This is a genomic window from Streptomyces sp. PL-25 (genome assembly GCF_058344915.1).
Map to the genome: position 1 here is coordinate 3,521,516 of NZ_CP136997.1, position 12,933 is coordinate 3,534,448.

General features: G+C 73.6%; 8 protein-coding genes and 1 pseudogene. 3 read left to right on the top strand and 6 right to left on the bottom strand.

Translation table 11 applies throughout. From position 1 onward, the window contains the following. Positions 1-207, top strand: a pseudogene (locus tag R4Z62_RS15680) (HAD family phosphatase); the annotation flags it as partial. A 16-nt stretch (positions 208-223) separates the two neighbouring features. Here the strand turns inward: R4Z62_RS15680 and R4Z62_RS15685 are convergent. Both R4Z62_RS15685 and R4Z62_RS15690 read right to left on the bottom strand, forming a co-directional pair. Further along, on the bottom strand, positions 224-445 hold the full coding sequence (locus tag R4Z62_RS15685) for a DUF397 domain-containing protein (RefSeq protein ID WP_491520099.1): 222 nt from the start codon (positions 443-445) through the stop codon (positions 224-226). Between the two features lie 53 nt (positions 446-498). Further along, positions 499-1,851: an NsdA family TPR-like regulatory protein gene (locus R4Z62_RS15690; protein WP_491520100.1), complete on the bottom strand. Its 1,353-nt coding sequence runs from the start codon at positions 1,849-1,851 to the stop codon at positions 499-501. Between the two features lie 171 nt (positions 1,852-2,022). Between R4Z62_RS15690 and R4Z62_RS15695 the strand changes: the two genes are divergently transcribed. After that, the gene (locus R4Z62_RS15695; protein ID WP_064534265.1) at positions 2,023-2,463 is read left to right on the top strand and encodes an ATP-binding protein; all 441 of its coding nucleotides are present in this window, start codon (positions 2,023-2,025) and stop codon (positions 2,461-2,463) included. A gap of 194 nt (positions 2,464-2,657) precedes the next feature. Here the strand turns inward: R4Z62_RS15695 and R4Z62_RS15700 are convergent, their stop codons facing one another. Then, positions 2,658-2,930 (bottom strand): DUF6087 family protein, encoded by a 273-nt coding sequence (locus R4Z62_RS15700; RefSeq protein ID WP_398335019.1) that lies wholly within the window; start codon positions 2,928-2,930, stop codon positions 2,658-2,660. A 305-nt stretch (positions 2,931-3,235) separates the two neighbouring features. Here R4Z62_RS15700 and R4Z62_RS15705 point away from each other — a divergent pair, with 305 nt between their 5' ends. Further along, entirely contained in the window at positions 3,236-3,865 is a 630-nt protein-coding gene (locus R4Z62_RS15705) for a phosphatase PAP2 family protein (protein WP_491520101.1), read from the top strand. Here R4Z62_RS15705 and R4Z62_RS15710 read toward each other — a convergent pair. The 3 genes from R4Z62_RS15710 to R4Z62_RS15720 all read right to left on the bottom strand — a co-directional run bounded on the left by R4Z62_RS15710 (position 3,853) and on the right by R4Z62_RS15720 (position 12,837). Then, the gene (locus R4Z62_RS15710; protein WP_491520102.1) at positions 3,853-8,883 is read right to left on the bottom strand and encodes a DNA repair ATPase; all 5,031 of its coding nucleotides are present in this window, start codon (positions 8,881-8,883) and stop codon (positions 3,853-3,855) included. The genes R4Z62_RS15705 and R4Z62_RS15710 overlap by 13 nt on opposite strands. 355 nt (positions 8,884-9,238) lie before the next feature. Then, entirely contained in the window at positions 9,239-11,338 is a 2,100-nt protein-coding gene (locus tag R4Z62_RS15715; RefSeq protein WP_064534261.1) for an SPFH domain-containing protein, read from the bottom strand. An 863-nt stretch (positions 11,339-12,201) separates the two neighbouring features. Then, positions 12,202-12,837, bottom strand: a complete 636-nt coding sequence (locus R4Z62_RS15720) for an Rv1733c family protein (RefSeq protein ID WP_355476488.1) — start codon at positions 12,835-12,837, stop codon at positions 12,202-12,204. Positions 12,838-12,933 lie beyond the last annotated feature (96 nt).

The window sequence follows — 12,933 nt, forward strand, 5'->3', positions numbered from 1 at the left end:
CTCGCCCTGGAGCGGATCGGGTTGCCCGCCGAACGGTGCGTCTTCGCGGACGACCACGCGGTGAACCTCCCGCCGGCCGCCGCGCTGGGCATCACCACCGTCCACGTGACCGACGAGAACACGGCCGTGGCCGAACTGGAAGCCTTTCTCAGCCTTTCACCGAACACAGCGCGCCCCACGCCTGATCATTCATGGCCGGATGCGTAAGGGGTGTGTGGCTCCCTTACTCCGTGGCGCCGAGCCCGTCCGTGGCGGCAGCCGCAGCAAATGCCGACAGGGCCGCGCGCGTGAACAGCAGCGCGGGCCCGTGCGGGGTCTTGCTGTCCCGGACGGCCACCGCCTCGGCGCCTACGATGCCGCACTCCACGCACTGTGCCCCGCTGTCGCTGTACGTGGACTTCCACCACGCCACGGGCAGGGTGGAGGCGTCGTCAACGTCGGTCATGCGGCTCTCCTCTGCCTTGGTGACCAGACCTGCCGATACGTCGGTCGGCGGGCTCAAGCGGCGGCCCCCAGCTCGCGTGCCCGTTCCGTGAAGTCCGCGACGAGGCGGTGCTGCCCGAACGGCCGCATGCGCCGCCGGAGGTCCCCGACCGCCTCGACGGCCCGCGACGACTTGACCTGTCCGGCGAGCTTGAGTGTCCGCACACCTGCGGCATGCGCGGCCTCGAGGTCGCGTCGTTGCAGGTGGGACACCGCAAGGGCCGCATGGGACATCGCGCCGCGGCGGGCACGCTTCTGCAGGTGCGCGTGGCCGATGGACCGGCGGGCGTGTTCCTCCGCCGACGCGGCGTCGCCCAGGTCGCGGAAGGTGTTCGCATGCTCACCATGAAGGTACGCCGGGTCGATGAACTCCGCCCAGTCCGGTTCGCCGTCGGGGTCGACGTGTTCGTACGCCCGTTCCGACTGGGTGACCGCGTGCGCCGCAGCCGCCTTCTCGCCGAGCAGCGCGAGGGCGCGCGCCTCAAGGCACCACAGGTCCGCCAGACACGCCGCCGACGTGGTCCTCGACAGCCCTTGGCGGCCGGCCTGTGCGAGGCGCCGCCCCTCGGACGGGTTCCCGAGCAGCGTCGCTTGATCGGCCATACCCGCGAGCACATGTGCGCCGAGAGCCGGGTTGCGTGACTCCTCGGCAAGGCGCAGCGACTGGATCAAGTACCGCTGAGCGACGCTCTGTTCGCCATTGTCGTAAGCCATCCAGCCCAGGAGGTACGTCTGTTCGGCCGCCGCTTCGCACAGCGCGCGCCGGACGTCCTCGGCGTGGGCCCGGCGCAGCAGCGGGTACACGTGCGCGTTCATGTAGTCGGCGAGCACCAGCCGTCCCGACCCGCCGCCCTGGAAGATGTCCATGCGCTGGAAGGTCGTGAACATGTTCTTCACCGCGGACACGTCCTCGAGGCGTACCCGCGGCCCCTCCACCGGTTCCTGGTCAAGGGTGTTCAGCAACCAGTCCCGCGAGGGTCCCACCCCCGCGACGGCAGCGAACGGCGCGGCTGCAAGGAACTTCCGTCGATCCACGTCAGCTCTCCCCAGGTCTGCGACGACTTCCACCGTAGCCGCGTAACTGGAGTTGTACACGAGACCGGCGTCGGCCAACCCGCTGTCGCCGAGGCCGAGGTCGTACGTCGTGATCCGGTATCCGAAGTGATCCGAGAACACCGCTGCGAGGATGTCCGGCACAGGCGCCTGCGGCGTCTCGCCTTGGAGCCAGCACCGAACGCGCGTCGCGTCCGGTGAAATATGCGGTTGATTCCACTGGATGGCCTTGGATTTCACACGGCGGGCTAATTCCCCACGGCTCATCCCGGACCGTTCCAACCGCTGTGCGAGCTTGTCGTTCAGCGCCTTCATCCCTAGCCCCTTCGCGACGGAGGGTAGCGAAAGCGACACCCTTCGACACCCTTCGACACCCTTCACGACGGTACCGCCGATGCCGCCTCGCATGTTGCCTGAGTCGGAGAACCAGCCGGTCCGCCGAGCGGACCCCGGCAGCCCGTCCACAACGTCCACAAGGGGAGAAGCGTGATCGAACGACGGCGGGGCACCCCGCCCGCCCGCTGCAAGCCTCTCATCGGTTCACCCGCCGTCCTGACCGTGGAGGGCGAACCCCGGTCAGCCGGTTCGGCACGCGCGTTCGTACGGGAGTTCATGGCCTCCAACCTCCCGGATGCCTCCGAGGAGTACGTCGAAACCGTCGTGCTGGTGGCGTGCGAAGTGGTCACCAACTCGATCCGGTACGGCACGGAGCCCGGCGACTCGATCCGGCTCACGCTCGACGCCGACCACGTCCGTACCCGAGTGGAGGTACAGGACCCTGTGCGACGCAGGCCCCGGCCGCGCCCCGAGTCCGACGACCGCGAACGCGGGCGCGGCCTGGTCATTCTCGATGCCCTGTGCATCGCCTGGGGCGTCACCCCCGCGCCGTTCGGCAAGTCCGTATGGGCGGAGGTGAAGGCGCCGTGACCGCACCGCGGCACGGCCACGACGAGAACCCGCACCACATACCGCTCCCGCGGAAGCGGTATGTGGTGGGGTACGACTCGCACCCGCCGCCTCGCCCGACCGCGAACGGACCGCCCGCGGGGACCAGTTCCCCAGGCCGGTCCACAGAACGCCTGCATCCGTTCATCTGTGGGAGTCACCGTGCGCCGTGAGCGTCACGTGCAGCCGCTCGTCACCCACCGCCGCGCCTCCGCGAGGTTCGCGGCGGTGCCCGCGGGTTCGTACGAGAATCCGTTCCACGCCTCCAGCGCACGCGGCTCGTCCGGGCGGAGATGACCGCCACCGCCGTGCAATGGGCGGTGCCGGCGCCAGACGTCGAGCGGCGGACGGCGCCGCTTGTCGTACGCGGCGAGCCGGTCGTCGGCGGGTGGGCTCGGGAACGCGCGCGACGGCTGGTTCGGCGGTCCGGGACGGGAGTGCTTGCCCATGGGCCCGATGGTCTCAGGCAGCGACGGCGGTCGGGTGGGCAACGGCGAGATCGGCCGCGCTGGTACGGCGACCAGCGACCGGCCCACCGTATTCAGCTCGGGCAGCCGGGTGCCGTCACGGGAACCGGGGCTGTGTCCCCCGTCTCATCCCACCCCCCAGGCAACTGAACCGGCGGCTGCTAACGTCTACCAACCTGTAGACGTTCATCTGTCGGACGATCCGACTTCACCAGGAGTCCACCCCCGCGTCCACGCGTGTCCACCGTGGCGCACCCGTACCGAGACACTGCCCGGAGATCCACCTGATGACGAGTTCCTCCCCGGCCGCCCTGGCGCTCGACGGCGCGTCCATCGACGGCGGCCTCTACACCTCCGTCACCGACTTCGCCCGCGACACCCACTGGCTGAACGGGACAGCCGCCGCGTACTCCGAGGTGGGCATGGGGGTGTTCGTGCTGTTGCTGCTGGGGGCCTGGTGGGGGGCGCGTCGGCAGGGGAACTCGGTGATGGCGGCCGTGCTGGCGACGCCGTTCGCGGTCGTCATCGCCTATGCCGCCAACACCGGGATCAAGGACGTCTTCGAGGAGCCGCGGCCCTGCCGGGCGCTGCCGCACGACTTCCTCATCGAGGCGTGCCCGCCGGTGGACGACTACGCCTTCCCCAGCAACCACACCACGGTCGCCTTCGCGTTCGCGGTCGCGCTGCTGATCGTCAGCCGGTGGCTGGGCGCGGTCGCGCTGCTCGCGGCGGTGGCGATGGGCGTCTCCCGGGTGTACGTCGGCGCCCACTATCCGCACGACGTCGGCGTGGGCGCCCTGGTCGGCAGCCTGGTCTCGGTGCTGGTGGTGCTGCTGGCCTTCCGGTACTGCACCCCGCTGGTGCAGCGGCTGCGGGCGGGGGCGCTGCGGCCGCTGCTCGCCGCTCAGACGCCCTGAGTCCTCCCGTCCGCTCCCCCTTCGGCCGGGCCCGCCGCGTGGCGGGCCCTCGCCGTGCCGCCGCCGGTGAGCGCCGCCTCGATCGCGGCCATGTGGTCCGCCAGCAGCCCGAGGGCGGCCGTGGCGCGCACGAGCGGGTCCTCGGCGGGGCCGCCCAGCGCCTGGGTGCGGGCGTACGCCGTCTTCAGGGCGGCCCAGCGGCCGGCCTGCTCCGGGGTGAGGGTGCCGCGCAGCTCGGCCAGCTTGAGCAGGTTGGCCTCGGCGCCGCTGGTGAGGGTCTGCGCCTCGGCGGTGAAGTGGTCCTCGACGACCGCGCCGGCCTCCGCCGCGTTCATGACGGGGCGGATCCGCTGGGCGATCTTGTTCATGGTGCGGTAGGAGCCCTGGAGCAGGAACGGCGGCTCGGTCCGGGTCTCGTCCGAGCGAGCGGCGGAGGCGATGTAGGCGGTGTTGACCGCGAGGACCGTCTCGCGCGCGGTGAGCAGATGCCGCAGTACGCCCGTGATCTGCTCCAGCTCGGCCGGGGCGTAGGCATGGGTGAGCCGGTCGGCGCGGGCCGCGGGGTCCGCCTGGGCCAGCCGGACCAGCAGCTCCAGGTCGGCGCGGTCCCGGCCGGCCAGCGGGGCGAGCACCGGGTTGGAGGTGAGCGCGTTCTCCAGGAAGCTGAGCGCGAAGGCGTCCTCCTTGCCGGTGAGGACGTCGCCGAGGTTCCACACGTCCGCGCGGTTGGCGAGCATGTCGGGCACCCGGAAGCGCTCGCCCGACTCGGTGTACGGGTTGCCGGTCATACACACCGCGAACCGCTTGCCGCGCAGGTCGTAGGTGCGCGGCTCGCCGTTCCACACACCGTCGACGCGGCGGGTGGCGTCGCACAGCGGGATGAACTTCTGGAGCAGCTCCGGCGAGGTGTGCTGGATGTCGTCCAGGTGCAGCAGCGTGTTGTTGCCGGCTGCCAGCGCGAAGTTGATCTTCTCGATCTCCTGGCGGGCGGTGGCGTTCGGCGCCTCGGCCGGGTCGAGCGAGGTGACCGCGTGGCCGAGCGCGGGGCCGCTGACCCGCACCATCATCAGGCCGAGGCGGTCGGCGACGTACTCCATCAGCGTCGTCTTGCCGTAGCCGGGCGGGGAGACGAGCAGCAGCAGTCCGCCGGTGTCGGTGCGCCGGCTCTCGCCCGCCGTGCCGAGCTGACGGGCCAGGCTGTCGCCGACCAGCGGCAGGTACACCTCGTCGACGAGCCGGTTGCGGACGAAGGCCGCCATGGAGCGCGGGCGGTGCTCGTCCAGGCGCAGCCGGGCGCGTTCGGCCGCGACCAGCTCGGTGCGCAGCCGCTGGTGGGCGCGGAAGGCGGGCACGTCGTCCCGGGCGAAGCGGTCGGTGCGGGCCAGGAACTCGTCCAGGCGCAGCACCAGCCGGCGCCCGCCGATGCGCGGATGGGCGCCGAGCAGCCCCTCGGCCACCGCCACCGGTGAGACGTCCGCGTCATGGCGCGGCAGGCCGGGGCACAGCTCGGCGGCGACCGCCTCGGCCAGGTCACCGGGTGTCGCCCCGGTTCCGGTGGAGTCGGTGAACGCCGCGAGCCACGCCCCGGCGAGCTGGGCCCGCGCGGCGAGGTCACCGAGCGCGTCCAGGTCCTCGTCGTAGGCCGAACCGCCCACCGTGTGCCGGAACTTGTCCAGCAGGGTGCGGGTGGCGGCGGCCAGCACGAAGCCGTCGGGTCCGGTCGTCAGCTCCTCGACGAGGTACGCGGCGGCGGCCCGCGCGTCCGGACCCGCCACGGCGGCGGGGCCGTTCACGCCATCGGCCCCGGCAGCGCCGGTGCCGGCGGGCGCCGCCCCCGGGAGCCGGAGCGCGCTCCCCGCCGTCCACGTCCCGATCGCGCCCGCGAGTTCCTCCTCCAGCTCGCCCACGGCGCCCGCCGCCGCCGGGCCGAACGTGTCGCGGGCGCGGGCCAGGGAGAGCGCCCGCCGGGTCCAGGCGGCGCGCTCGTCCGCCGTGCTGCCGTGCGCCCAGAACAGCTGGGCGGCGGCGCGGGCGGCGGGCTCGTGGCGCAGTACGCCCGCCCGCTCGTGCACGGGCAGCAGCGCGGTGAGGATCACCGTGGCGTCGTGGTCGTGGACGCCCCGCTCGTAGCCCTCGTCGTACGCCTCCTCGGCGGCCCGGCGCACCAGGGCGCCCAGGTCGTCGGCGGCGGCGAGCGCGGCCGGGCCGTGCTCGCGCAGCAGCCGGGCGGCCAGGTGCTCGCCCCGGTAGACCTCGGGCGACTCCGAGGGGAGCTGCCGGTCCCCGTACGCGCGGTCGGCCGCCAGGCGCGGGTCGGTGACCGGGGCGCGGTAGTCCGTGCCGGTCAGCGCGAAGGCGAGGCCGTCGCCGTCCGGGACCAGGGTGAGGTCGAGGGGCTGGGTGGTGACGGAGAAGCGGTGGGTGCCCAGCCGGATGGTCCGGCCGCCGTCCGTGTACAGGTCGGTGCGGTCGCGCAGCGCGCGGGACGCCTCCTGGCGGGCGGCCTTCAGCCGTCCGTCCAGCTCGTCCGCCCGCACCGGGTCGCCGAGCGCGCGCAGGTCCTCGGCGGTGCGGCGGACCTTGGCGACCATCGGGTCGGAGGCGAAGTAGGTGCTGACCTCGTCGGCGTCGGCGAGCGTGGCCGCGCGCCGGGCCACGGTCGCCAGGATCCGGTCGGCGGCCGCCGCGAGCTGTCCGGCCCGGCGGGCGCGGGCGTCCAGCAGGGACTGCTTGCGGGCGGAGAACGCGTCGTGGATCTCGGTGCGCTTGTCGGTCAGTTCGCCGAGGAAGTCGTCGAACTCCGCGAACCGCGACTCCAGGTTCTCCAGCCGCACCAGCATGCCCGACAGCTGCTCGTCGCAGCTCTCGGGGCTGTCGGCGGCGGCGAGCGCGCCGGTGACGGCCTGCGCGAGCAGCGCGAACTCGGCGGCGAACTCGGCGCGGCCCTCGCGCTCGGCCAGCTCCCGGCGGCGCGCCTCCAGCAGGGCGCGGGCGCGGTTGACCCCGCCCAGCACCTCGGCGATGCGCTCCAGCACGGAGGTGCGCACGGTGGCGTCGGCGATGTCCAGGCCCGCCACGACCTCGGTGACGGTGCCCAGCGTGCCGGTCAGTTCGTCGAGCCGCTCGGCGACCGGGCGCGCGGCGGCCACCGACTCGACGGCCTCGGCGTCGGCGGCGAGCCGCTCGACGTCCTGGTGGTGGTCGGCGAAGGCGTCCTCGCGGGCGAGGAAGGTGACCGCGCGCTTGCCGAAGGCGGCCAGGTCGGTGCCGGTGTCGGCGGCGAGCGCGTCGATACGGGCGGTGTCGGCGTACCGCATCTCCTTGAGGGTGAGCAGATGGCCTTGGGCGCGGCGCAGTTCGGTCAGGCCGCCCACCCAGGCGGCGGCGCCGCGCGGTGCCTCGCCGCGCAGCCGCCGCACCACCGCCGCGATCCGCTCGGCGGCCTCCTCCAGCGCCCGTGCGGCCCGCTCGGTGAGGCTCTGCACGGTGCGGAACTCGGTCAGCACCTGCTCGGCGGTGTCCCGTACCGCCGCCAGCGGGGTGCGCAGCTCGCCGAGGTCGGCCTCGCCCAGCCAGTGGTGGGTGTCGGCGGCGCGCACACAGGCGGCGGCCAGCGCCTCGTACACCTCCACGGTCGGGCTGGTCTCCGCGACCGCACGGCTGATCGACAGGCAGTCGGAGATGCCGCGCACCAGGTCGGCGTTGCCGACGCGGGCCAGCGGCCCGGTGCCCGCGGTGGCGGCGGCGTGCGTGTCGGACACGTACGGCGAGGTCCACACCTGGATCGGGTGCACCCGGGCCGGCTCGGTCGCCGCCCCGGCCGGGTCGGCGCGCAGCGCCAGCAGCGCGCCGTCCTCGAACAGCGCCCAGCCGTGGCAGGTCAGCGGGGTGGCGATCTCCTCGCGGATGGTGTTGTACGACAGCAGCAGACCGCGTCCCTCGGCGCGCGCGTGGAAGGCGTACAGCACGTCCTCGCCGTAGGGAGAGCGCACCTCGCGCTCGAACTCCAGGCCCGTGGTGTCGAGTTCGTACGTCTTGTACGCGCCGGTGGCCAGGCAGTAGCCGCCGGGGAAGACGATGCCCTGGTCCTCGGGCAGGCGGCGGCACGCCTGCCCGATGCCGTCGAGGCGGACCACCGACCGGGTGAGGGTGTTGAACACCAGGTGGCGGTGGGTGTCCTCCTTGTAGGGACGGACCCGCAGCAGGATCAGCGCGCCCACGCGCGCGTACGCGATGTCGGCGTCGGCGAGCGCCTGGAGCGGCTCGTCGACGGGCTCGCTGTGGATGCCGTCGCCGGTCTCGGTGTCGTCCTCGGTCTTGACGGTGAGGGCGCCGCCGACGGTGGAGACGTACAGCTCGTCGCGGACCGAGACGTGCGGGTGGCGGCCGAGCCGGTGGTCCTCGCGGGTCGTCGCGGTCCAGGTGAAGTCGTGGGCGGGCGGCAGCACATGGTCGCGTTCGCCGCGCGCGTCGAGGAAGGCGGCCCGTCCGTCGTCGGTCAGGTTCCAGCGCAGGACGCGGATGTCGTCGGCCTTCTCGCCGGTGCGGAAGACAGCCAGCAGGCGGCCCTCCACGCGGTGCAGCCGCAGCAGCCTGGCCTGCCGGTAGTAGCGGTGCAGGGCGCCGAACTCCCGGACGAACGCCGGGTCGTCGAGGAGGCCGGGCACGGCGTCCTCGGGCAGCGGGTTCAGCTCCCGGTCGTACAGGGCGAGGACGTCGCCGACCCGGGGCTCGGGCCGGGTGCCGTCGTCCGGTCCGGCGTGCGCGGCGTTGCGGCCGAACAGCAGCCGCTCGCCGACGGCCACCACGTCCCGGGGGACAGCGGGGTGCTCGGTGCGCAGCCGGCCGGTGCCGGTGAGGTCGAGCCGGGTGGCGCCGAACTCCGCGGCCCGGCGGGCGTTGAGCGCCTCGGCGCCGCGGGCCAGCTCGGCGGCCTGTGCGGTGAGCCGGTCGCGCAGCACCTCGTAGGTGCCGCTGTCCACGGCGTCGTACGAACCCGTCTCCTGGGCGGTGGCCATGGACATGCGTCCCTTCGTTCGGGAAGGCGTCGGAAGCGAGGGGCGGCGGTGCGGGGCCGCCGGGCCGCCCCCTGCCGCGGCGGAGCGAGGGAGCGGGAGCGGGAGCGGGACGCGGGGCCGCCGGGCCGCCTGGTTACAGGGCCGCCCGGGGGGCCGAGGCCCCGCACCGCCGGGGTGCCGGGGCCACCGCACCGCCGGGATACAGAGGCCACCGTGTCACCGAGGTGCAGGGGCCGCCACGTCACCGCGGTTCAGGGGCCGCCACGTCACCGCGGTTCAGGGGCCGCCGCGTCACCGGGGTTCGGGGGCCGCCGCGCTGCCGACCCCCGTACGGCGGCGCTGCGGCCCCGGCGCGTCAGACCCTGACGGCGCCGTTGAGGGCGGTGACCGGGGCGTCGGCCAGGCCCAGTTCACCCGCGCGGTCCAGCAGCTGCTGGAACTGGCCGGCGTGCGTGCCGCCGGAGTTCATCAGCTTCATCAGCAGCGCCGAGACGGTCAGGTTCTGCACATCGGCCGTGGAGACCGAGCCGAGGATCCGGCCCAGGTCGTCGGCGATGCTCGCCGAACCGTCCAGGTAGGGCTTGGCCAGCGCCTGCGCCGTACCGGAGTGCTCGACGAAGCCGTCGATGCCCTTGCCCAGCGAGACCGCGTTGACCAGCCGGTCGAAGAAGACCGACTCGCCGCCGACGATGTCGATGTCGGCGTTCTCCAGGCCGGTCGCCAGCACCGTGGCCTGCGCCTCGGCGACCTGGCGCTGCACGTCGAGCCCGGCCAGCCGGATCTCCTTCTCCGCCTGGAGGCGCAGCCGGTACTCCTCGTGCCCGCGCGAGGCGTCGTCCAGGGCGGCCATCGCGGCGGCCTTCTCGGTCAGGCCCGCGGCCTCCGCCTTCAGCTTCTCGCCGATCGCCGTCGCCTCGGCGACCGCCTTGGCCTGGGCGCCCTCGGCCTCGGCCCGCAGCCGCGCCTCGGTGCCCTGGGCCTCCGCCCGCATCCGGGCCTGGGTGCCCTCGGCCTCGGCGAGCATCCGGGCCTGGGTGGCCTCGGCCTCGGCGCGGCCGGCCTTCTCGATGACCTCGGCCTCCTTGTCGCGGACCTGCACCGCGGCCAGGCCCTCGGCGGCGGCCTCCGCCTGGATGCCCTCGGCCATCCGCAGCTTGGCGCGGGCCTCCAGGTCGGCGGACTTCAGCCTGGCCTCGGCCAGGGTCAGCGACTCGGCGGCGCGGTGCGTGGCGGCCTGCTCGGCGGCCTCCGCCGCCTTGATGTCCTTGACCAGCTTCTCCTGCGCCTCCGCCTCGGCGGCGATGATGACGGCCTGCCGCTCGCGCTCCGCCTCCTCCACGGCGCGCAGCTTCTTGATGGACTCCTCCTGCTCGGCGACCGTGCGGTCCACGGCGACCCGCTCGCGCACGACCTCGGCGATCTCCCGCTTCTCCGACTCGACCTCCTTGTCGGCGGAGATCTTCGTCAGCTGGGTCTCCCGCTCGCGGGCGATGACCTCCAGCATCCGGTCCTTCTCGATGCGCTCGTTCTCCACGGCGATGACCCGCTCGCGGTTCTTCGCGGCGACGGCGACCTCGCGGGCCTGGTTCTCGCGCTGCACGCCGAGCTGCTCCTCGGTGCGCAGGAAGGCGCTCTGCGCGCGCAGCCGCTCCTCCTCCATGACCCGGGCGGTCTCGGCCTCCTCGCGGGCGCGGGAGGTCTCTATCTCGCGCTTCTGCTTGATCTCGGCGTCCGCCTGGCGGCGCTCCAGCTCCAGGATGGCCTCGCGCGCGTCGACGTTCTGCCGGGTGATCTCCTTCTCCTCGGTGCGCTGCGCCTCGTTGGTGCGCACGTGCTCCACCGCGGTCAGCTCGGTGATCTTCCGGATGCCCTGCGCGTCCAGCACGTTGGCCGGGTCGAGCTGGGACAGCGGCGTCTGCTCCAGGTAGTCGATCGCCGCGTCCTCCAGGTGGTACCCGTTGAGGTCGACGCCGATCAACTCGATGATCTGGTACCGCAGTTCCTCGCGCTTGGTGTAGAGGTCGGTGAAGTCCATCTGCTTGCCGACGGTCTTCAGCGCCTCGGAGAACTTCGCGTGGAACAGCTCCTGGAGCGTGTTCTGGTCGCTGGCGCGGGCGGTGCCGACGGCCTGCGCGACCTTGATGACGTCCTGGGCGGTCTTGTTGACCTTCACGAAGAACGAGATCCGGATGTCCGCGCGGATGTTGTCCCGGCAGATCAGGCCGTCCCGCCCGGAGCGGGTGATCTCGATGGCCTTCACCGAGATGTCCATCACCTCGGCCTTGTGCAGGACCGGCAGCACGACCTGCCCGGTGAAGGTGACGTCGACCTTCCGCGTCTTGGAGACGATCAGCGCCTTGCCCTGCTCGACCTTGCGGAAGAGCTGGGAGAAGACGAACAGCAGGAGCAGGACCAGAATCAGGCAGGCCGCGACGAGCGAGCCGATGACAACCATGGCAAACGTCCCCTGAATCAAAGAAGTTGTGGCGTGCGGGCGGCCCCGCCGGTCGTCGGATCCGGTGTCTCGGTGTCGGTTCTGACGCCGTCCGGCCGATCTCCGGTTCCGGGTCCGCCCGCGGTTCCCGCGGCCGGTTTCCCGCGGTCCGCCTCCGCTGCCGGTCTCCGGCCCCCGCGCCGTGCGCGGCGGGCCGTTCCCGGCGAGTGCCCGGCGCCTGGCAGCCGCCGCCCGGCGCTGCGGCGCCCCGTTCCGGGACGTCGCGCGCCGAGCGTCAGGTGTCGGGCGCCGGCCGGATCGGCCGGCCGTCCGTCAGCTCATGCGCGGGTCGGTCCCGTTCATGAGCCGGTCATCCGGACCGTCGGGCCATCGGAACCGATGTGGCTGCCGGGCCCCGTGCGGACGCGGCCGGGCGGCTCCGGGTAACGGACGGAACCGTCCGCCGCCCCCGTCCCCCCGCGGGCACCGCCCGCCGGCCCTGCGCCCCCCGGCCATCGATCCCGTCCCCCTCGTTCCGTGCATCCCCCGTACCCCCGTCTCCCCCGTGCCCCGTACGTCCCCCGGACGTCCCCCGTCCCCCGAGCAGCCTCCGTACGGCCCCCGGACCGGCCCGGCCCCTGCCGGGGTCCGGCACCGGAAACCGTCCGTAGTGCTCCCCGCCGACATGATGCCCGCTCATCCCCGCCTGGCGCATTGCCGGTTCCCGGCAATGTTCGGGGGTGCTTCGATGCCGATGTGCGACCTTGGGGGCCGTCAAAGGGCCGTCAAGATTGCGCATGGGCCCTTGACGCGGTGACGGTGTCATGGAAGAGGCCCCTTTCCGCGGCCGACGGCCTCCTCCCGGCCCTCCTGGGCCCCTTCGCTCACCTGGACGCCGTCCACCGCGGTCCCGTTCCCGCCCAGGCCTCGTCCCAGGCGGTCAGGTTGCGGCGCAGGAGGAGGCGGGTGGTGGTGGTGTGGGCGGCGGCGGTCAGGGCGGTGACGGTCAGGGAGGCGAGGAGGGCCCAGCCCATGCACTTGCTGCGGATCTGGGCGGTGGTCAGGGGCTCGGCGGTGACGCGGCCGTGGTGGTCCGTCCAGATCGGCACGGCGCTGCCGGCGCGCAGGCCGGGCGGTACGCGGGTGTGGCCGAGGCGGGAGCGGCCCTCGGGGTCGGTGAAGCGGACCTCGACGCGGTAGCGGGTCCGCCTCGCCTCGGGGGAGCCGGGCTCCGGGTGGCGCGGGGCGTCGTGGACGAGGACGGCGGTGGTGCGGCTGCGGGTCCGCTCCTGGCGTGCGGCGGTGTCCGCGTAGTGGCGGTGGGCGGCGTCCCCGGCCAGGAACATCGCGGTGGGCGAGGCGGCCAGGGCCGTCAGCAGCAGGCCGAGGCCGATCCACGCCTGGAGCAGGTCGGTGCGGCGGCGCAGCGGGTTGCGGCGCAGCCGCCAGAACCGGACGCGCGGCAGGTCCGCGGGGACGGGCACGGGCGGTGGCTGGGCGTGCGGGATGCCGCCGGGCATGAGCCCTGGTCTCCTCTCGTCTCGTCGTCTCGTCTCGTCGTCTCGGCTCGGGCGGATCGGCTCCGGCGGATCGGGGCGGGCGGATCGGGGCGGGCG